Genomic DNA, 19,794 nt, shown 5'->3' with positions numbered 1-19,794 from the left:
CCTAGCGCCAGTCGGTCGGCGGATAGTCCGGGGCGCGGTCCTGCGGGCCCGGGGTCCACGGACCGGGGGCCGGCGGGCGGTCCTCGGTGCCGGGCTGCGGCGACCAGATCTGCCGACCGCCGGGGGTGGTCTCCGGCGGGGTGGTGCCCGGCGCGAACGGCAGGGCCGACCCGCTGGCGTCCGGTACCGGGCCGTAGCGGTTGGGCGTCTGCTGGGTCGGCACCAACCCGCACATGCCCAGCACCGCGAACTGCCCGAACACCGGCACCAGGTTCAGCAGCACCCACAGACCCGACCGGCCCTGGTCGTGCATCCGGGTCACCTGGGCGGTGATCGAGGGCAGCACGGTCAGGACGCCGGTCACGATGACGAACGGCCCGTACTCGATGACGGCCGGGACGAGCGAGCCGTCCGCGGCGGTGCTGGGCTCCAGCGACGTGTAGCCGAAGGACACGTCGGCGGCCAGCGCCAGTGCCGACAGCAGGAGCAGCGGCGCCACGTAGTGCAGCCAGAACGCGCGGCGGGTGATCCGCCCTCGGCGCACATACCAGGTCCAGAAGTCCACGGGTCTCCCCTGTCGATGTGCCGGTCTCTCGAGTGGAACGTACGGGCGGTCAGCCGGTTCCCGCGGTCAGACCTGCTGGCGGGTGCCGCTCTGCACGGCCTGCTCGGCGGCCGCCAGCACGCGCACCTGGTCCCGGCCGAACGCCGCGTCGCACGGGTGCGCCCCGCCGGTGAGCGCCGCGGCGGTCAGCTCGTCGACGGCCACCGCGTGCGCCTCGTGCGCGGTGGCGCCGTCCTCGGGCAGGAGCACCAGGCGGCCGGTGTCGCCGTGCACCCAGAAGTCCTCCCCCGCGGCCAGCGGGGACGCCGTCGCCGACAGGGTCATCGTGCTGGTCGGCCCACCCTCGTGCTCCAGGAGCACGCTGACCGTGCCGTCCGCGGCGCGGGTGCCCTGCGCGGCCACGACCGGCCCCAGGGTCGGGGTCAGCAGCGACAGCGCGTGCGGGCCGAGGTCCCACAGCGGGGCGCCCGGCCGGGCCCGCCACACCGACTCCCGGAACGGGCTGCCCGGGGCGAAGGTGTCGGCCAGCCAGGTGACCTGTCCGCCGACCAGCGCCGACCGGGAGGCCTGGTCCAGCCAGGCGTGCGTCGACGTCCGGAAGCGGTAGGTCAGGAAGACCACCGACGCGACCCCGGCGGCGGAGGTCGCGGCGACCACGCGCTCGGCGTCGGGCAGCGACATGGCGATCGGCTTCTCCAGCAGCAGGTGACAGCCGGCCTCGGCGGCGCGCACCGCGAGGTCGGGCTGCACGTCCGGCGGCAGCGAGATCGAGACGGCGTCGACGTCGGCCAGCAGCGCATCGAGGTCGTCGGTGCCCGGGACGTCGAACTCCGCGCCCGCGGCCTGCGCCTTCTCCTGCGATCGGCCCCAGATGCCCACCAGCTCGGCGTCGGGGTCCGCGTGCAGCGACGCGGCGTGCACGGTGCGCGCCCAGTAGCCGCTGCCCAGGACGGCGAAGCGCATCAGACGGCGCCGAACTGGCGGTCGCCGGCGTCGCCGAGGCCCGGGACGATGTAGGCGTTGCTGTTGAGCTCCTCGTCGATGCTGGCGGTGAACACCCGCAGCGGCAGGCCGCTCTCCTCCAGTCGGGCGATGCCCTCCGGCGCTGCCAGCGCGCACAGCACCGTGATCGAGGTGCAGCCCCGCGCGGTGAGCAGCGAGCAGCAGTGCACCAGCGAGCCGCCGGTGGCCAGCATCGGGTCCAATACGAAGACCTCGCGGTCGACCAGCGACTCCGGCAGCGAGGCCATGTAGGCCTCGGGCTCGAAGGTGACCTCGTTGCGGGCCAGCCCGACGAACCCCATCTGGGACTCCGGCAGCAGCGAGTGCGCGGTGTCGGCCATGCCCAGCCCGGCGCGCAGCACCGGGACGATGAGCGGCGGGGCGGCCAGCCGGTAGCCCGTCGTCGTGGTCACCGGGGTGGTGATCTCGTACTCCTCGACCGCCAGTTCCCGGGTGGCCTCGAAGACCAGGAGCTCGGTGAGGTCCCGCAGCGCGGCGCGGAACGCGGCGTTGTCGGTGCGCTCGTCCCGCATGCGGGTCAGGCGGGCACGGGCGAGCGGGTGGTCGACCACGGTCAGCTGCACGGGGGAACGGTAACGGCCATGGTCCCGGCGACCCAGCCGTCGGGGATGATGGCCGGCATGACCACCGCGCTCGACCCCTCGGCGCCCGCTGCGGTGCCGCCACGGACGACCCCGGACGCGTTCGCCGACGTGACCCGTTCGGAGTCGGCGTTCCGGTCCTTCCTGCACGGCCTGCCCGGCGTCGACCAGGTCGGCGCCGAGGCCCGCGCCGCCCAGCTGGGCACCCGGTCGATCAAGACGACGGCGAAGGCCTGGGCGATCGACACCGCCATCTCGATGGTCGACCTGACCACGCTGGAGGGCGCCGACACCCCGGGCAAGGTGCGGTCGCTGGCCGCCAAGGCCCGCCGACCCGACCCGACCGACCCGGGCTGCCCCGCCGTCGCCGCGGTCTGCGTCTACGGGGACCTGGCCGGCGTCGCCACCGAGGCCCTCGCCGGCACCGGCATCCACACCGCCGCCGTGGCCACCGCGTTCCCGTCGGGGCGGGCCAGCCGGGCGGTCAAGCTCGCCGACGTGCGGGACGCCGTGGGCAACGGCGCCGACGAGATCGACATGGTCATCGACCGGGGCGCCTTCCTGGCCGGCCGGTACCTCGACGTGTTCGACGAGATCGTCGCGGTCAAGGAGGCCTGCGGGTCCGCCCACCTCAAGGTGATCCTGGAGACCGGGGAGCTGCGCACCTACGACGCCGTCCGCCGGGCCTCGTGGCTGGCGATGCTGGCCGGCGGTGACTTCATCAAGACCTCGACCGGCAAGGTGTCCCCCGCCGCGACCCTGCCCGTCTGCCTGGTGATGCTCGAGGCGGTCCGCGACTACCGCGCCGCGACCGGGATCCAGATCGGCGTCAAGCCCGCCGGCGGCATCAAGACCACCAAGGACGCCGTGAAGCACCTGGTGATGATCAACGAGGTGGCCGGGTCGGACTGGCTCTCCCCCGACTGGTTCCGCTTCGGCGCCTCCAGCCTGCTCAACGACCTGCTCCTGCAGCGCCAGAAGCTCCGCACCGGCCACTACTCCGGCCCCGACCACGTCTCGGTGGACTGACATGACGAGCGTCTTCGAGTACGCCCCCGCCCCCGAGTCCCGCTCGGTCGTCGACGTCCGGTCCAGCTACGGGCTGTTCGTCGACGGCGAGTTCACCGCCGGCCAGGGCACCCCCCTGCAGACCGTGAACCCCGCGACCGAGGAGGTGCTCAGCGAGATCGCGGTGGGCACCGACGCCGACGTCGACCGCGCCGTCCGCGCCGCCCGCCGGGCCTTCACCCGGGTCTGGGGCCCGATGCGCCCGGCCGACCGCGGCAAGTACCTGTTCCGCATCGCCCGGCTGCTGCAGGAGCGGGCCCGGGAGTTCGCGGTCCTGGAGACCCTGGACAACGGCAAGCCGATCACCGAGTCCCGCGACGTCGACGTGCCCCAGGCCGCGGCGCACTTCTTCTACCACGCAGGCTGGGCCGACAAGCTCGAGCACGTGGGCCTGGGCGCCGCCCCCCGCCCGCACGGCGTGGCCGGGCAGGTCATCCCGTGGAACTTCCCGCTGATGATGCTGGCCTGGAAGGTCGCCCCGGCGCTCGCCGCGGGCAACACCGTCGTCCTGAAGCCGGCCGAGACCACCCCGCTGACCGCACTGCTGTTCGCCGAGGTGTGTCAGCAGGCCGACCTCCCGCCGGGCGTGGTCAACATCGTGACCGGCGCCGGGGACACCGGCCGCGCCGTCGTCGAGCACCCCGACGTCGACAAGGTGGCCTTCACCGGCTCGACCGAGGTCGGCAAGCAGATCGCCCGCTCGATCGCCGGCACGCAGAAGGCGCTGACCCTGGAGCTGGGCGGCAAGGCCGCGAACATCGTCTTCGACGACGCCCCGGTCGACCAGGCCGTCGAGGGCATCGTCCGCGGCATCTTCTTCAACCAGGGCCACGTGTGCTGCGCCGGTTCCCGGCTGCTGGTCCAGGAGTCGGTGCACGACGAGGTCGTGGCCGCGCTGCAGCGCCGGATCGGCACGCTGCGGGTGGGCGACCCGCTGGACAAGAACACCGACATCGGGGCGATCAACTCCCCCGAGCAGCTCGCCCGGATCCGGGAGCTGGTGGGCATCGGCGAGGCCGAGGGCGCCCACCTCTGGCAGCCCGCGGGCGAGCTGCCCGAGCGCGGCAACTGGTTCAAGCCGACGGTCTTCACCGACGTGTCGCCGGCGCACCGCATCGCCCGGGACGAGGTGTTCGGCCCGGTGCTCTCGGTGCTGACCTTCCGCACCCCCGACGAGGCCGTCGCGAAGGCGAACAACTCCCTCTACGGGCTCTCGGCCGGCATCTGGTCGGAGAAGGGCTCGCGGATCCTGTCGATCGCGAACCAGCTGCGGGCCGGGGTCGTCTGGGCCAACACGTTCAACCAGTTCGACCCGACGTCGCCGTTCGGTGGCTACAAGCAGTCCGGCCACGGCCGCGAGGGTGGCCGCATCGGCCTGCGCGCGTACCTGAAGGAGTCCTGATGAGCGACCGGTTGGCCGTGCGCAAGACCTACAAGCTGTACGTCGGCGGGAAGTTCCCCCGTTCGGAGTCCGGGCGCACCTACGAGGTCGCCGACAGCCGCGGGCGGTTCGTGGCCAACGCCGCGCGGGCCTCGCGCAAGGACGCCCGGGACGCCGTCGTGGCCGCCCGTGGCGCGTTCGCCGGGTGGTCGACCGCGACCGCCTACAACCGGGGCCAGGTGCTGTACCGGGTCGCCGAGGTGATGGAGGGCCGCGCGGCGCAGTTCGCCGACGAGGTCGCCGCGGGCGAGGGCCTGTCGGCGACGAAGGCCCGGGCCGCCGTGGACGCCGCGATCGACCGGTGGGTCTGGTACGCCGGGTGGACCGACAAGCTCGCCGCCGTCCTCGGGGGCACCAACCCCGTCGCCGGGCCCTACTTCGACTTCTCGATCCCGGAGCCCTCCGGGGTGGTCGCTGTGCTGGCGCCCCAGCGGTCCTCGTTGCTCGGGCTGGTCAGCGTGCTGGCGCCGGTGCTGGCCACCGGGTGCACGGCCGTCGTCGTCAGCTCGCTGGACCGGCCGCTGCCGGCGATCACGCTGTCGGAGGTGCTCGCCACCTCCGACGTGCCCGGCGGGGTGGCCAACCTGCTCACCGGGGACGCCGTCGAGATCGGCCCCTGGCTGGCCGAACACGCCGACGTCGACGGCATCGACCTGGCCGGCACGTCCGGCGCGGTGGCGATGGAGCTCGAGCGCTCGGCGGCCGGCACGCTCAAGCGGGTGCTGCGGACGACGGCCGAGGAGCCCGACTGGACCGCCGACCCCGGCCTGCACCGGATGACCCCGTTCCTGGAGACAAAAACGGTCTGGCATCCGATCGGGCTCTGAGGCCCCGTCGCAGGGGCCCGCCCCGAGGAACGAGGGGTGGGGGGCGACGGGGTCCTTTCATGGCATCCGATCGGTCTCTAGCGGAGCACCTGCTCCAGCAGCTCCACGAGCGCGGGGGTGTCACCCCGCGTCGGCAGCCCGGCCAGCCCCTCCAGGTACAGCCCGTCGCCCACCAGCCGGACCAGTCGGGCCAGCACCGGGTCGGCGATCCGGGCCTCCAGGGCGGCTGACCACGCCCGGTCGGCCTCCAGCAGGGCTGTCCGGGCCGCTGCGTGCCCGGCGCCGGCCAACCGGAGCGTGGCCTGGTAGGTGCGGGTCAGCTCGCCCTGGGCGTCAGCGGTCGACGTGGTGAGCCAGTAGGCGACCGGCCCCTCGGGGGCCGAGCCGAGCGCCTCGACGTCGGCGGCCACGTGCTCACCCAGCCGCTCGGCCACCCCGTCGACCAGGGCGTCCTTGCTCGGGAAGTGGTAGAGCAGCCCGCCCTTGGAGACCCCGGCGGCGGCCGCGACGGCGTCCAGCGTCACGGTCGCGCCGACGCCGCTGACGAGGAGCTCCTCGTAGGCGTCCAGCAGGCGGGCACGGTTCGACGGTCGCGGCACGGTTCGTTACTGTACCGTCTGGACGGTAGAGCGACACCCACAGGACCGAGGACACGATGAGCACCGCCACGGCCGGCACCCCGGTCGAGAACACCACCCCCCGCGCCGGACGACGGGAGTGGCTCGGCCTCGCCGTGCTGATGCTCCCGGTCCTGCTCGTCTCGGTCGACGGGACGGTGCTGACCTTCGCCGTCCCCTCGATCACCCGGGCCCTGGTGCCCAGCGGCACCGAGCTGCTCTGGGCCGTCGACGTCTACCCGCTGGTGCTCGCCGGTCTGCTGATCACCGCCGGCACGCTGGGCGACCGGTTCGGCCGGCGTCGGATGCTGCTGATCGGCGCCGCCGGGTTCGGCATCGCGTCGGTGCTGGCCGCCTACGCCCCCGACATCCGCTGGCTGATCGCCGCCCGGGCCCTGCAGGGTCTCTTCGGCGCGGCCCTGATGCCCTCGACGCTGTCCCTGCTGCGCAACCTGTTCCTGGACCGGCAGCAGCGTCGGCTGGCCATCGCGGTCTGGGCCGCCGGGTTCTCCGGCGGCGCCGCGCTGGGCCCGATCCTGGGCGGCTGGCTGCTCGAGCACTACTGGTGGGGCTCGGTCTTCCTGGTGAACGTGCCGGTGCTGGCCGCCCTGCTGGTGGTCGGACCCCTGCTGCTGCCCGAGTCCCGCGACCCCTCTCCCGGTCGGCTCGACCTGGTCAGCGTCGGCCTCTCGCTGACCACGATGCTGCCGGTGGTCTACGCCATCAAGACCCTGGCCACCGGCGAGGTGTCGGTGGCCAGCGTGGGCGCGGCCGTGCTCGGCGTGGCCAGCGGGATCACCTTCGTCCGCCGCCAGCTCACCGGCCGCGACCCGCTGATGGACCTGCGGCTGTTCCGCTCCCGGGTGGTCACCGCCGCCATCAGCGCCAACCTGCTCAGCATCGCCGCCCTGACCGGCCTGCTGCTGATCACCTCGCAGTACCTGCAACTCGTGCTGGGCGTCGGCCCGCTCGACGCCGGCCTGCTCCTCGTGCCGGGGCTGATCGCCTCGGTGCTCGCGGGCCTGGCTGCGGTCCCGCTGGCGAAGGTCGTCCCGGTGCGCTGGCTGGTCGTCACCGGGCTGCTGCTCGGCGTGGCCGGGTACGTCGTGGCCACCCGACTGGGCCCGGACTCCGACGTCCTCGTCGTCGTGCTGGCGTTCGGTCTGGTCGCCGCCGGCGCCGGGTTGTCGGAGACGCTGACCAACGACGCGATCCTCACCGCCGCACCGGCCGAGCGCGCCGGGCAGGCCAGCGCGGTCAGCGAGACCGCCTACGAGCTGGGCACCGGCCTCGGGGTCGCCGTGCTGGGCAGCGTGCTCGGTGCGGTCTACACCGCCCGCCTCGTGCTGCCCGCCGGCGTGGACGGCGCGGATGCCACCGCTGCCGGCACGCTGGGCGGCGCCGTGGACGTCGCCGGTCGGCTGCCGGCCGACACCGCGACCGCGCTGACCACCAGCGCCCAGGAGGCGTTCAGCGCCGGCATGGACGCCGCTGCGGGCATCGGGGCGGTCGTGATGGTGGGCGCCGTCGTCCTCGTGGCCACGGTCTGGCGGGAGAAGCGGACCCCGCAGGGCGACCGGTAGGGCTGATCACAGCCGGACACGGCAGGATGACCCCGTGGCCAGGCCCAGCATCGTCCCCATCGCCCTCACCCTCGACGACCGCACGGGCTACACGCTGTGGGCTCCTCCGTGGGAGGAGGACGGCGAGGAGTGGCAGGCCTTCCTCGGCAACTCCGAGGGCGAGACGGCCACCGTGCACCTCTTCCCGACCCCGGCCGCGCTCGCCGCGTTCTGCCGCAGCAGCACCGACCACGACCTGTCCGACCACCCGGTCTGGCCGGTCGTCGCCGGCCTGGGTGCCGCCGACCTCACCCCGGACGAGGACCACCGGTTCGACCTGGACGGGGTCTACGACGTCGTCGCCGACAACCCCGACCGCTGGGCGGTGGAGGAGCTCGCCGCGACCTTCGACGTCGTCGGCCGGATCGCCGAGTGCTGCGACACCGCACCCGACGAGGACGACGAGACCGACGACGACTCCGAGGACGACGAGACCGCCTTCGAGTCCGTCGCGGAGCTGATGGCCCAGCCCGAGGTCGCCATGCTCGGCCTGGGCGTCGAGGCGTTCGTCGGCCGCACCGGCGAGGAGTCCTGGATCAAGCTGGGCAGCTCGGTCGACGAGCTCTGGGAGGACGTCGTCGAGGAGGTCGACGAGCACCTGGACTGGACCGGCGCCGGCACCGTGGACGTCGCGGACTACCCGTCGGCCAGCGAGGAGTCGCAGTCCCGCGCGGCCGAGCCCGAGGACGCCGAGGCCGCCGACGTGGACGGGGACGACCACACCGAGGACGAGGACGTCGAGGTGGCCGCTGTCGTCCCCACCCCCACGAGCACCATCAGCGGGAGCCGGCTCACCGCCTCCCCGGCGGCCGTCGCCGCTGCCGCGGGCTTCTGGGAGGGCGTCGGCATCCTGCCCGTCGAGGTCGTCGTCCCCGAGGGCGCGGGTCTGACCCTGCGCTGCTACGTCGACGACGAGGCCCGCTTCCTGGGCCGCGACGGCGAGGTGTTCCTCTTCGGCACCCCCGCCGAGCTGTCGGCCTTCATCGCCGGCGACGAGGCGCACGACCTGACCGAGATCGCCTCCTGGCCCGAGGTCGCCGCCACCGAGACCCAGCCGCTGCCCGCCGACCAGGACCGCTACGACCTCACCGAGCTCGCCGAGCTGCTCAGCGAGGTGGCCGACGGTGCGGCCGGTCTGGTCGACCACGGCGTCCTCACCCAGCCGGTCGAGGGCGCCCGCGACCTGGCCGAGTACGCCGGACTGCCCCGGGTCGAGGAGCTGCTCGCCCCGAGCACCCCGCTCGGGCAGGCCGTGGCCCGCAGCGACCGCGAGCCGCAGGCCGCCCTGCGCGCCGAGGACGCCGCCGCCCTCACCGGCCCGTGGGACGAGCTCGTCCGCGAGGTCAGCACCGCCCTGGTCTTCCGGGACTGACGGGAAGCGCCCTTCTCGTCAGGAGTCCTGACGAGAAGGGCGCTTCTCGTCCTGCACAGCAGAACGGCCGGCCCCCCGTGCGGGGGACCGGCCGTTCAGCCGTTCAGGGGTGGATCAGTACGAGCGGGCCGGGCGGGGCGGGCGTCCGCCCTGGCCGCCACCGGTGGGGCGGGCGCCGGGCGAACGGCGGTCCCCGTAGGTGGGACGGTCACCGGCGGGACGGGCCGGACGGTCGCCGTAGGACGGGCGGTCACCGGCCGGGCGGGCCGGACGGTCGCCGTAGGAGGGACGCTCGCCGGCCGGACGGGCCGGGCGGTCGCCGAAGCCCTCGCGACGGGGACGACGGTCGCCGCCACCCTCACGACGCGGGCGACCCGAGGACGAGCCACCCCGCGAGGGACGGACCGGACGCTCGACGGGCTCGACGTGCACACCGGCCGCCACGAGCTCGGCGATCGGGGCGTCGCCCGGACGGATCCGGGACACGTCGGTGTTCACCGCGGCCTGGCGGAAGCGGCGCTTGGCCTGGCCCACCTGGTCGGGCAGCAGCAGCGAGACGACGACACCCGCGGCACCGGCGCGCGCGGTGCGGCCGGAGCGGTGCAGGTAGGTCTTGTGGTCTGCCGGCGGGTCGTAGTGCAGGACCAGCGACACGTCGTCGACGTGGATGCCGCGGGCGGCGACGTCGGTGGCGACCAGGACCGGCGAGCGGGCGTCGGTGAACGCCTCGAGCGCGCGGCGACGGGCCGACTGCGGCAGACCGCCGTGGATCGGCTCGGCCTTGATGCCGACCTGCTGCAAGTTGTCGGCGAGCCGGTCGGCGCCGTGCTGGGTGCGCACGAAGATGATCGTGCGGCCCGGGCGGGCGGCGAGCTGCTCGGTGACCCGCAGGCGGTCCGGGAAGGACACGCTGTAGGCGCGGTGCTCGGCCGGCGGCGCGGCGTCGGCGGCGGTGACCACCGAGTGACGGGCCGGGTCCTTGAGGTAACGACGGACGAGGCTGTCGACCTCACCGTCCAGGGTGGCCGAGAAGAGCAGGCGCTGACCGTCGGTGCGGGTCTGGTCGAGCAGCTCCTTCACCACGGGCAGGAAGCCCAGGTCGGACATGAAGTCCGCCTCGTCGATGACCGAGATCTCGACGTCGGTGAGCGAGCACTCGCCCTGGTTGATCAGGTCCTGCAGGCGGCCCGGCGTCGCGATGACGACGTCGACGCCGCGGCGCAGCTGCTGGATCTGGCGGTACATCGAGGCACCGCCGTAGACCGCGGCGAGCTGCACGCCGTTGGACTGGCCCAGCGGGGCCAGCGCGTCGTGCACCTGCTGCGCGAGCTCACGGGTGGGGACGAGCACGAGGCCACGCGGGGCGCGGCGACCGTGCTGGACGTCCTGGCCGAGGCGGTGCAGGAGGGGCAGACCGAAGGCCAGGGTCTTGCCCGAGCCGGTGGCTGCCTTGCCGAGCACGTCGCGGCCGGCCATGGCGTCCGGCAGGGCGGAGGTCTGGATGGCGAACGGGTGCCGGATGCCCTTGCGCTCGAGCGCGGTGACCAGCTGCTGCTGGAGACCGAGCTGGGCGAACGAGGGGCCGGTGGGCTCGGCGGCGGTCTCGACCTCGGGGGTCTCGACAGCGGCCTCAGGAGCCTCGGTGGTGGGAACGGTGGTGCTGGTGTCGACAGAGTCGAACGAGGACAAGCGGGAACTCCGATACAGATCGGGGCGCGTCCCGTGGGTGGTGCAGAGCTGCCGGGTGACCCGGCGCCTTCACTGGTGATCGCGTGCGTCGACGTTGACGCTGGATCTGCACGGATGCGCTCTTCCCCGGACAGGACCGTCCGGGAGGATGGCCGGCACTCGCCGGCACGTCCAGGTTAGCAGCGATCGCCGGGGATTGATTCCCACGGACGGGTGTGCGCGCTCACCCCCGCAGGGCGGCGTACCCCGACCGGACGTCGGCGAGCAGCTGCGCGCGGTCGCCGTCGGCCAGGAAGGCGGCGGCCACGGCCCGCTCGGTCACGGTCTGGACGTCGTCCCACCCCCAGCCGTGCGCGGCCACGACGGCGGCGAACTCGGAGCTGGTGGACACCCCGCTCATCAGCCGGTTGTCGGTGTTGAGGGTGACGGCGAAGCCGAGGGCGTGCAGCCGGCCGACCGGGTGGCGGGCCAGCGAGCTGTAGGCGCCGGTCTGCACGTTCGACGACGGGGCGACCTCCAGGGGCACCTGCTCGTCGAGCACCCGCTGCGCCGTCGGGCCCAGCGGTCCGCCGTCCTCGGGCACCTCGTCGGCGATCCGCACCCCGTGGCCCAGCCGCTCGGCGCGGGCGCCGTCGAGGGCCACCCGGATGCTCTCGACGCCGTGCGCCTCGCCGGCGTGGATCGTGCGGTGCGCCTGCGCCCGGTCCAGCAGCGCGATGGCGGAGGGGTGCCGGTCGGCGGGGAAGCCGATCTCCGGGCCGGCGAGATCGAACCCGACGACGCCGGCGTCCCGGTAGCGGACGACGAGACCGGCCACCTCGTCCCACCGGTCGGCCTGGCGCATCGCGCACAGCAGCGTGCCGACCCGGATCGTCCCGGCTTCCCGTGCACCGGTGGCGTAGCCGTCGAGCATCGCCTCGACCGCGGCCTCGATCGGCATCGCGGTCAGCAGCTCCGGGGCCATCCGCACCTCGGCGTGCACGACGCCGTCGGCGGCGAGGTCGAGGGCGGCCTCCCGGGCGACCCGGTGCACCGCCTCGGGGGTCTGCATGACCCCGACGGTGTGCGCGAAGGTCTCCAGGTAGCGCACCAGGGAGCCGGAGTCGGCGGCCTGCCGGAACCAGGCCCCCAGGGACCCGGCGTCGTCGGCGGGCAGCTCGCGGTAACCGATCTGGTCGGCCAGCTCGAGGACCGTCTGCGGCCGGAGCCCGCCGTCCAGGTGGTCGTGCAGGAGCACCTTGGGGGCGCGGGCGAGGGTCTCCGGGGTCGGTGCGGCGGACATCCGCGGCACGCTACCCGTCCGCGCGGTCCCGCCAGCGGAAGGTCAGCACGCACAGCCCCAGCCCGACCGCGACCCACACCAGGAGCACCAGCGCGACCCGGCCCAGCTCCCACGACCCGGCAGGCTCCTGCGCGGCGAGGACGTCGGGCAGGAACACCGAGCGCAGGCCCTGGGCCATCCACTTCAGCGGGAAGACCGAGGCGATGGTCTGCATCCAGGTGGGGATCTGGTCGAACCGGAAGAACACCCCGGAGATGAACTGCAGGATCAGCGCGAACGGGGTGACCGTCGCCGACGCCGACCGGCCGTTCTTGGCCAGGCTGGAGACGGCGATGCCCAGCAGGGTGCAGGCCGCCGAGCCGAGGAACGCGACCCACAGGAAGGTCAGCCAGTCGGCCCCGCTGGGCAGGTCGATGCCGTAGAGCACCAGCCCGACGACCAGCAGGATCACGATCGTCGCGACGGTCACGGCGAAGACCTGGACGATCTTGCCGACGAAGTAGGCGCTCTTGGGCATGGGCGTGCCGGCCAGGTGCTTGAGCGAGCCGTCGCTGCGCTCGGTGGCGATGTTGATCGCCATGTTCTGCAGGCTCGCGCCCAGGATCCCGGCCGCGATCACCCCGGCCATGAAGTACTGGGTGAAGCTGACGCCGCCACCGATGTCGTAGTCCAGCACCGCGCCGAAGACGACGAGCAGGATCACCGGGAACATCAGCGTGAAGACGACGGACTCGCGCTGCCGGAAGAACTCCTTGAGCTCCACCCCGGCGCGCACCCGGTAGACCCGTGCCAGGGACGGGAGCTTCACCGTGGGGGCGCTCACGAGGCCACCGCCACGGTCTCGGCGGGGTCGGACTGGCCGATCATCTGCAGGTACACGTCCTCGAGCGTGGGCCGGGCGACGGCGAGGTCGGGGACCTCGCCGGGGAACCGGGCGGCCAGGGTGGCGACGAAGGCCGTGGGGGTGGCGGTCGCCTCGGTGCGTCGGGCGCCGTCCTCGGTCCAGCTGACGACGGCGGGGGCCTGCCCGCGGCCACCCAGGGCCGAGGGGACGGCGACCTCGACCAGCCGGCCGCCGGTGATGACCCCGACCCGGTCGGCCAGCTCCTCGGCCTCGTCCAGGTAGTGGGTGGTGAGCAGCATCGTCGTCCCCAGGTCGCGCAGGGAGCGGATGAGCGACCAGAACTGGCGCCGGGCCTCCGGGTCGAACCCGGTGGTGGGCTCGTCGAGGAACAGCAGCGCGGGCCGGCCGACGATGCCCAGCGCGACGTCGAGCCGGCGCCGCTGGCCGCCGGACAGCGACCGGCCGCGGGCCTTCGCCTTCTCGGTGAGGCCGACGAGCTCCAGCACCTCGGCCGGCTCGCGGGCGTCGGGGTAGTAGGCGGCCTGGGCGGTCAGCAGCTCGAGGCAGGTCAGCTGGCTGTCCCCGCCACCGGACTGCAGCACGATGCCGATGTCGGACTTCCAGCGCCGACCGCCGTGCGCCGGGTCGACGCCGAGCACCTGCACCTCGCCGCCGTCCCGGGAGCGGTAGCCCTCGAGCACCTCGACGGTGGTGGTCTTGCCCGCCCCGTTCGGGCCGAGCAGCGCGAACACCTCACCGCGGCGGATGTCGAGGTCCAGGCCGTCGACGGCGTTGCGGTCGCCGTAGCGCTTCACCAGCCCGCGGACGCTGATGGCCGCATCGGGGTCGAGCGGGCCGGTGCTGCTGGGTGCTGCCGTCGCGGCGGAACTGCTCACGGGGACCGAGTCTCCCCCATGTGTCTGTGCGGAGTGCCCGGGTGCGGGTCTCCTGCGCCCGGGCACTCCGGTCAGGCGGTGATGCGGTCCACGACCAGCGGCAGGGGGACGTCGTCGGTGTCCACGCCGACGGCGCCGTCCAGGGCCGCCAGGGCGCGCTCGATGCGGGTCGCGTCGTCGGTCTGCAGCTCCAGCAGCGGCTGGCCGGCGGTGACCTGCTCCCCCACCCCGGCGTGCCAGACGACGCCGGCGGCGGCGGACACCGGGTCCTCCTTGCGGGCCCGGCCGGCACCGAGCCGCCAGGCGGCCACGCCGAGGGCGTAGGCGTCGAGCCGGGTGAGCGTGCCGGTGGCCGGGGCGGTCACCACGTGCCGCTCGGTGGGCTGCGGCAGCGGGGCGGTGGGGTCGCCGCCCTGGGCCCGGATCATCGCGTTCCAGCTGTCCATCGCCCGGCCGTCGGCCAGCGCGGCAGCGGGGTCGACGTCGGTGCGGCCGGCCCCGGCCAGCATCTCCCGGGCCAGGGCCAGGGTGAGCTCGACCAGGTCGGCCGGCCCGCCCCCGGCGAGCACCTCCAGGGACTCCGCGACCTCGACGGCGTTGCCCGCGGCCCGGCCCAGCGGACGGTCCATGGCGGTCACCAGCGCCACGGTGTGCACGCCGGCGGCCTCGCCCAGCCCGACCATGGTGCGGGCCAGCTCGCGGGAGCTCTCGACGTCCTTCATGAACGCCCCGGACCCGGTCTTGACGTCGAGCACCAGCGCGTCGGCGCCCTCGGCGATCTTCTTGCTCATGATCGAGCTGGCGATCAGCGGGATCGACTCGACGGTGCCGGTGACGTCGCGCAGCGCGTAGAGCAGCTTGTCCGCCGGGGCCAGGTCGTTCCCGGCCGCGCAGACCACCGCGCCGACGTCGCGCAGCTGGGCGAGGTACTCGTCCTCGCTCAGGTCGGCCCGCCACCCCGGGATCGCCTCGAGCTTGTCCAGCGTGCCGCCGGTGTGGCCCAGCCCGCGGCCGGACAGCTGCGGGACGGCGACCCCGCAGGCCGCGACGAGCGGGGCCAGCGGCAGGGTGGTCTTGTCCCCCACGCCGCCGGTGGAGTGCTTGTCCGCGGTCGGTCGGCCCAGCGACGAGAGGTCCTTGCGGACGCCGGAGTCGATCATCGCCTGGGTCCAGGCGGCGAGCTCGGCCGGTGTCATGCCGCGGAAGAAGACGCTCATCAGCAGCGCGCTCATCTGCTCGTCGGGCACCCGGCCCGCCGTGTAGGCGCCGATCACCCAGCGGATCTGGTCGCCGGTGAGTTCGACGCCGTCCCGCTTGGCCCGGATGACGTCGATCGCGTCGTGCGCGCTCACCGGGCGGCCGCCGCGACCAGGTCGTCGGGGCCGAACGCGTCGGGCAGCACCTCGCGCATGGGCACGATGCCCAGCGACACGGTCTCGATCATCATCTCCGCACCGCCGAACTCCCAGAGCAGCTGCCGGCACCGCCCGCACGGCATCAACGGCTGACCGTCCCCGCCCACGCAGGCCACCGCGACCAGCCGGCCGCCGCCGGAGCGGGCCAGCTCGCTGACCATCCCGCACTCGGCGCACAGCCCGATGCCGTAGGAGGCGTTCTCCACGTTGCACCCGGTGACCACCCGGCCGTCGTCCACCAGGCCGGCGACACCCACCGGGAAGTGCGAGTACGGGGCGTAGGCGTGCGTCATCGCCTCGCGGGCAGCGGTGCGCAGGGCGTCCCAGTCGATCGCGGGCATCAGTGTTCGCCTCTCCGGTACACGAGTCCGTCCGCCTTGGGCATCCGCAGCCGTTGCGAGGCCAGGGACAGCACCAGCAGCGTGGTGATGTGCGGGGTGAAGGACACGATGCCCTCGGGCAGCACGTCGATGGTCAGGTACCCCGACAGCGAAGCGGCGGCGAAGGCCGCGGCGATGATCGCCTGGGTGGCCTTGCGCCGGGTGGCCTGGTAGACCGCGACCCCGGCCAGCAGCACCGCGACCAGCAGCAGCAGCGCGACCACGCCGGTGCGGCTGCGCAGCTGCAGGGCGTCGGCGAAGCCGAACAGCCCGGCGCCGGCGGCCAGCCCACCGGGCCGCCAGTTGCCGAAGATCAGCGCGGCCAGGCCGATGAACCCGCGGCCGTTGGTCTGTCCCTCGCGGTAGATGTTGGCGATGAAGACCAGGAACACCCCGCCCAGGCCGGCCAGGGCACCGGACACGACGACCGCGATGTACTTGAGCCGGTAGACCGGGACGCCGAGGGAGTCCGCGGCCGCCGGGTTCTCCCCGCACGAGCGCAGCCGCAGCCCGAACGCCGTCCGCCAGAGCAGCAGGTAGGCCGCCGGCACCAGCAGGACGGCGACGACGGTGAGCACACCGACCCCGTTGGTCAGCCCACGGAGCAGACCGGCGACGTCGGACAGCAGGAACCACTGCTTGCTCTCCAGGTCACCGAGCAGGTCGGGACCCGAGGACAGCACCGGCAGCGAGAAGCTCGGTGGCCGGGACGACAGCGCCGGGGACTGGGTGACACCGCCGCCGGCCGGGTTGTCGGTGTAGAGCAGCTCGGAGAGGAAGCGGACGATGCCGCCGGCGAGGATGTTGATCGCCACACCGGAGACCACGTGGTCGACCCCGAAGGTCACCGTGGCGATCGCGTGCAGCAGGCCGCCGATCGCACCGGCGACGATCCCGCCGACGACGGCCCCGACCCAGCCCCACTGGTAGCCGGCGAACCCGGCCCCCCAGGTGCCCAGGATCATCATCCCGTCCAGGCCGATGTTCACCACGCCGGCCCGCTCGGCGAACAGCCCGCCCAGAGCGACCAGGAGCAGCGGCACGGCCAGCAGCAGCGCGGCCGAGAACGTCGAGGACGACGTCAGGGCCGCCTCGCCGCTGATCACCCGGACCGCGGAGAACAGCACGATCAACCCGACCAGGAGCCAGGTGATCCGGCGGGACCGGCCGCCGCCGAGGAACAGCTCGGTCACCGGCCCGCGGGAGGGCGCGGAGCGCTCCGTCGTCGTCACCGCGGTGCTCATGCCCGGCCGCCCGTCGTGTCGCTGCGGCCGGCGGACCCGGTCGCGGAGGTGAGTGCGGGGCCCTGCCCGCCGTCGGGTCCGGCACCGCCGGGACCGTCGTCCGGCGGCAGGCCGCCGTCGGGCCCGAGGCCGCCGCCGGTGCTGCCGTCACCGGTGGACGGGGCGCTCACGGCGGCACCGCCCTCGGCCCGGCGCCGGACGAGCCGGCGGGCGATCTCGTTGGCGACGACGACGGCGAGCACGATCGTGCCCTGGATGATCGTGACCACCGAGGCGGGGATGTCGGCGAACTGCAGCGGGATGGCCGCGCGGTCCAGGAAGCCGAACAGCAGCGCACCGAAGGCGATGCCGAGGGGGTTGTTGCGGCCCAGCAGGGCGACCGCGATGCCCAGGAAGCCCAGCCCGGCGGTGAACTCGGTGCCGTAGCTGTGCGTGGAGCCCAGCAGGTCGGGCAGCCCGATCAGCCCGGCGACGGCGCCGGAGATGAGCATCGTCTTCACGACCATGCCGCGGGCGTCGACGCCGCTGGCGCTGGCCGCCGAGGGCGACAGGCCGCTGGCGCGCAGGTCGAAGCCGAACCGGGTGCGCTTGATCAGCACCGAGATGACGATGCCGGCCAGGCCCGCGACCACCAGGAAGCCGAAGAGCTCGGTGCGCGGCTGGGCCAGGCCCAGCACGGTGAACAGCCCGTTCAGGTCGGGGAACCAGGCGGACTCGGGGAGCTCGCGGGTGGTGATGATCGAGGCGCCCTCACCGCTGCCGCGCAGCGGGCCGGTGAGCAGCGTGGACGCCAGCCCGGCCGCGATGAAGTTCAGCATGATCGAGCTGATCACCTCGCTGACCCCGCGGGTGACCTTGAGGACGCCGACGATGCCGGCCCACAGGGCCCCGACCAGCATGGCCACGACGATGATGAAGACCAGGTGCAGCGGGCCCGGGAGGGCGACCGCGGCGCCCGCGCCGGCGGCCACGATCGTGGCGAGCCGGTACTGGCCCTCGACGCCGATGTTGAACAGGCCCATCCGGAACGCGACGGAGACCGCCAGCCCGGCCAGGAACAGCGGCACCGCCCGGTTGAGCACGGTGACGATGGCCTGGGTCTGCTGGCTGGGGGTGTCGCCGAAGTCGAACATGACCTTGACGGCGGTCAGCGGGTCCTGCCCGATCACCAGGATGACCAGCGCGGAGATCACCAGCGCGACGCCGATGGCCAGCGCCGGGGCGATCAGCGAGGTGCCGAACCCACGCACCCGGTTCACGCCGGGCTCCCGGCGGCCTGCACGGCGCCGGTCATGTGCCCACCGAGCTCCTCGGGGGTCAGCGACGACGGGTCCAGGGTGGCGACGAGGCGGCCGCGCAGCATCACGTGAAGCGTGTCCGACAACCCGATCAGCTCGTCCAGGTCGGCCGAGATCAGCACGATCCCCATCCCCTCCGCGCGGGCGTCCTTGAGCAGCTCCCAGATGACCGACTGCGCGCCGACGTCGACGCCACGGGTCGGGTGGGCCGCGATGAGCAGCCGCGGTGCGGCGCTCATCTCGCGGCCGACGATCAACTTCTGCTGGTTGCCGCCGGAGAGCGCGACGGCCAGGGTGTCCGGGCCGGGGGCGCGGACGTCGTACTCGCTCATGATCCGGGCGGTGTCGGCGCGGGCGCCGCGGCGGTCGATGAAGGGGCCCTTCACCGACGGCGGGCGGGTCTGGTGGCCCAGCACGCGGTTCTCCCACAGCGGGGCGTCCAGCAGCATGCCCTGGCGGTGCCGGTCCTCCGGGATGAAGCCGATGCCGCCCTCGCGGCGGGCCCGCGTGGTCCACCGGGTGATGTCGTCGGTGCCCAGCTCGACGGTGCCGGCGGCCAGCGGGCGCAGGCCCATGATCGCGTCGACGAGCTCGGCCTGGCCGTTGCCCTCGACCCCGGCGATGCCCACGACCTCGCCCTCGCGCACCCGCAGGGTCACGTCGTCGACCGCCGGTCGCCCGCCCGGGGCCGCGACGGTGACCCCGCTCATCAGGAGCACCGAGGCGTCCCGGACGGTGGAGGTGCGGGTCTGCGGCGTCGGCAGCTGCGCGCCGACCATCAGCTCGGCCAGCTGCTTGGCCGACGTCGTCGCCGGGTCGGCGGTGCCCACGGTCGTGCCGCGGCGGATGACGGTGATCGAGTCGGCGACCTTGCGCACCTCGTCGAGCTTGTGGGAGATGAAGATGACGGTGAGGCCCTCGCGCTTGAGCTCGGCGAGGTTGCCGAAGAGCTCGTCGACCTCCTGGGGCACCAGCACGGCAGTGGGCTCGTCCAGGATCAGCGTGGTGGCACCGCGGTAGAGCACCTTGGCGATCTCCACCCGCTGCCGGTCGCCCACGCCGAGGTCCTCGACCAGGGTGTCGGGGTCCAGGCCCAGGGCGTAGGAGTCGGAGATCTCGGTGATCCGGCGGCGGGCCTTCTCCCCGATGCCGTGCGACTTCTCCGCACCCAGGACGACGTTCTCCAGCACGGTCAGGTTGTCGGCCAGCATGAAGTGCTGGTGGACCATGCCGACCCCGGCGGCGATGGCGTCCGAGGGGCTCTTGAAGACCACCTCGCGGCCGTCGAGCAGGATCTGGCCCTCGTCGGGGCGGTGCATGCCGTAGAGGGTCTTCATCAGCGTCGACTTGCCGGCGCCGTTCTCCCCCACGATCGCGTGCACCTCACCGCGGGCGACCCGCAGCTCGATGTCCCGGTTCGCCACGACCCCGGGGAAGCGCTTGGTGATCCCCCGCAGCTCCACCGCGAGCGGTGCTGACTCCGTCACTGGGTGCCTCTCTCGACGTCTCGACCTGTTGGTGGGCCGCAGGATCTGCGGCGGCCGGGGATCGCACCCCGGGGTCGTCCCGACGGGGGGACGGTACACAGCAGAAACGACGGGCCCGGGCGTGTGCCGCCCGGGCCCGTCGT

Annotated in this window: 18 protein-coding genes; 5 read left to right on the top strand and 13 right to left on the bottom strand. The window is 73.7% G+C overall.

What is annotated here, in order from left to right:
• Nucleotide 1: 1 nt before the first annotated feature.
• From ASG36_RS14265 to upp, 3 genes are all read right to left on the bottom strand, one after another.
• Nucleotides 2–565, bottom strand: coding sequence for a DUF805 domain-containing protein (locus tag ASG36_RS14265; protein ID WP_082523087.1), 564 nt, complete (start codon nt 563–565; stop codon nt 2–4).
• A gap of 66 nt (nt 566–631) precedes the next feature.
• Nucleotides 632–1,528 (bottom strand): Gfo/Idh/MocA family protein, encoded by an 897-nt coding sequence (locus tag ASG36_RS14260; protein ID WP_055764798.1) that lies wholly within the window; start codon nt 1,526–1,528, stop codon nt 632–634.
• Nucleotides 1,528–2,151, bottom strand: a complete 624-nt coding sequence (upp, locus tag ASG36_RS14255; protein WP_055764796.1) for a uracil phosphoribosyltransferase — start codon at nt 2,149–2,151, stop codon at nt 1,528–1,530. The genes ASG36_RS14260 and upp overlap by 1 nt, the downstream gene beginning before the upstream one ends.
• Nucleotides 2,152–2,208: 57 nt before the next feature.
• Here upp and deoC point away from each other — a divergent pair, with 57 nt between their 5' ends.
• From deoC to ASG36_RS14240, 3 genes are read left to right on the top strand one after another with little or no spacing between them, the layout of a single operon-like run.
• The gene (gene deoC, locus ASG36_RS14250) at nt 2,209–3,198 is read left to right on the top strand and encodes a deoxyribose-phosphate aldolase (RefSeq protein ID WP_055765216.1); all 990 of its coding nucleotides are present in this window, start codon (nt 2,209–2,211) and stop codon (nt 3,196–3,198) included.
• A gap of 1 nt (nt 3,199) precedes the next feature.
• Entirely contained in the window at nt 3,200–4,639 is a 1,440-nt protein-coding gene (locus tag ASG36_RS14245) for an aldehyde dehydrogenase family protein (RefSeq protein WP_055764793.1), read from the top strand.
• Complete coding sequence (locus ASG36_RS14240) at nt 4,639–5,505, top strand: aldehyde dehydrogenase family protein (protein WP_055764791.1); 867 nt, start codon at nt 4,639–4,641, stop codon at nt 5,503–5,505. Before ASG36_RS14245 ends, ASG36_RS14240 begins: the two co-directional genes overlap by 1 nt.
• 77 nt (nt 5,506–5,582) lie before the next feature.
• Here ASG36_RS14240 and ASG36_RS14235 read toward each other — a convergent pair whose 3' ends face one another.
• The gene (locus ASG36_RS14235) at nt 5,583–6,104 is read right to left on the bottom strand and encodes a TetR/AcrR family transcriptional regulator (protein ID WP_055764788.1); all 522 of its coding nucleotides are present in this window, start codon (nt 6,102–6,104) and stop codon (nt 5,583–5,585) included.
• A 56-nt stretch (nt 6,105–6,160) separates the two neighbouring features.
• Here ASG36_RS14235 and ASG36_RS14230 point away from each other — a divergent pair, with 56 nt between their 5' ends.
• On the top strand, nt 6,161–7,705 hold the full coding sequence (locus ASG36_RS14230) for an MFS transporter (protein WP_055764786.1): 1,545 nt from the start codon (nt 6,161–6,163) through the stop codon (nt 7,703–7,705).
• Between the two features lie 34 nt (nt 7,706–7,739).
• The gene (locus ASG36_RS14225) at nt 7,740–9,116 is read left to right on the top strand and encodes a hypothetical protein (RefSeq protein ID WP_055764784.1); all 1,377 of its coding nucleotides are present in this window, start codon (nt 7,740–7,742) and stop codon (nt 9,114–9,116) included.
• Between the two features lie 114 nt (nt 9,117–9,230).
• Here ASG36_RS14225 and ASG36_RS14220 read toward each other — a convergent pair whose 3' ends face one another.
• The 9 genes from ASG36_RS14220 to ASG36_RS14180 all read right to left on the bottom strand — a co-directional run bounded on the left by ASG36_RS14220 (nt 9,231) and on the right by ASG36_RS14180 (nt 19,651).
• Entirely contained in the window at nt 9,231–10,805 is a 1,575-nt protein-coding gene (locus ASG36_RS14220; RefSeq protein ID WP_055764782.1) for a DEAD/DEAH box helicase, read from the bottom strand.
• A gap of 223 nt (nt 10,806–11,028) precedes the next feature.
• Entirely contained in the window at nt 11,029–12,087 is a 1,059-nt protein-coding gene (locus ASG36_RS14215) for an adenosine deaminase (RefSeq protein ID WP_055765213.1), read from the bottom strand.
• Between the two features lie 10 nt (nt 12,088–12,097).
• Nucleotides 12,098–12,910, bottom strand: a complete 813-nt coding sequence (locus ASG36_RS14210; protein WP_055764780.1) for an ABC transporter permease — start codon at nt 12,908–12,910, stop codon at nt 12,098–12,100.
• A complete protein-coding gene (locus tag ASG36_RS14205; protein ID WP_055764778.1) occupies nt 12,907–13,827 on the bottom strand; it encodes an ABC transporter ATP-binding protein in 921 nt (306 codons plus the stop codon). Before ASG36_RS14205 ends, ASG36_RS14210 begins: the two co-directional genes overlap by 4 nt.
• A gap of 71 nt (nt 13,828–13,898) precedes the next feature.
• Nucleotides 13,899–15,179 (bottom strand): thymidine phosphorylase, encoded by a 1,281-nt coding sequence (locus ASG36_RS14200; protein WP_055764776.1) that lies wholly within the window; start codon nt 15,177–15,179, stop codon nt 13,899–13,901.
• Entirely contained in the window at nt 15,176–15,583 is a 408-nt protein-coding gene (locus ASG36_RS14195) for a cytidine deaminase (protein WP_055764774.1), read from the bottom strand. Before ASG36_RS14195 ends, ASG36_RS14200 begins: the two co-directional genes overlap by 4 nt.
• Nucleotides 15,583–16,866, bottom strand: coding sequence for an ABC transporter permease (locus ASG36_RS14190; RefSeq protein WP_055764772.1), 1,284 nt, complete (start codon nt 16,864–16,866; stop codon nt 15,583–15,585). Before ASG36_RS14190 ends, ASG36_RS14195 begins: the two co-directional genes overlap by 1 nt.
• The gene (locus ASG36_RS14185) at nt 16,863–18,125 is read right to left on the bottom strand and encodes an ABC transporter permease (RefSeq protein WP_082523086.1); all 1,263 of its coding nucleotides are present in this window, start codon (nt 18,123–18,125) and stop codon (nt 16,863–16,865) included. The genes ASG36_RS14190 and ASG36_RS14185 overlap by 4 nt, the downstream gene beginning before the upstream one ends.
• Nucleotides 18,122–19,651 carry an ABC transporter ATP-binding protein gene (locus ASG36_RS14180; RefSeq protein WP_055764769.1) on the bottom strand — a complete coding sequence of 510 codons (1,530 nt, stop codon included), beginning with the start codon at nt 19,649–19,651 and terminating at the stop codon, nt 18,122–18,124. Before ASG36_RS14180 ends, ASG36_RS14185 begins: the two co-directional genes overlap by 4 nt.
• Between the last annotated feature and the right edge of the window lie 143 nt (nt 19,652–19,794).

Origin of the sequence: Geodermatophilus sp. Leaf369, assembly GCF_001424455.1 — a bacterium.
GTDB lineage: Bacteria > Actinomycetota > Actinomycetes > Mycobacteriales > Geodermatophilaceae > Klenkia.
Note: the sequence above shows the minus strand (reverse complement) of the source record. Positions and strands in the feature narration are given on the sequence as shown.

What these genes read in the sequence shown, in the direction of transcription:
- ASG36_RS14260 (WP_055764798.1), bottom strand. Translation starts at nt 1,528, where the DNA reads ATGCGCTTCGCCGTCCTGGGCAGCGGCTACTGGGCGCGCACCGTGCAC.
- deoC (WP_055765216.1), top strand. Translation starts at nt 2,209, where the DNA reads ATGACCACCGCGCTCGACCCCTCGGCGCCCGCTGCGGTGCCGCCACGG.
- ASG36_RS14245 (WP_055764793.1), top strand. Translation starts at nt 3,200, where the DNA reads ATGACGAGCGTCTTCGAGTACGCCCCCGCCCCCGAGTCCCGCTCGGTC.
- ASG36_RS14240 (WP_055764791.1), top strand. Translation starts at nt 4,639, where the DNA reads ATGAGCGACCGGTTGGCCGTGCGCAAGACCTACAAGCTGTACGTCGGC.
- ASG36_RS14230 (WP_055764786.1), top strand. Translation starts at nt 6,161, where the DNA reads ATGAGCACCGCCACGGCCGGCACCCCGGTCGAGAACACCACCCCCCGC.
- ASG36_RS14215 (WP_055765213.1), bottom strand. Translation starts at nt 12,087, where the DNA reads ATGTCCGCCGCACCGACCCCGGAGACCCTCGCCCGCGCCCCCAAGGTG.
- ASG36_RS14195 (WP_055764774.1), bottom strand. Translation starts at nt 15,583, where the DNA reads ATGCCCGCGATCGACTGGGACGCCCTGCGCACCGCTGCCCGCGAGGCG.
- ASG36_RS14190 (WP_055764772.1), bottom strand. Translation starts at nt 16,866, where the DNA reads ATGAGCACCGCGGTGACGACGACGGAGCGCTCCGCGCCCTCCCGCGGG.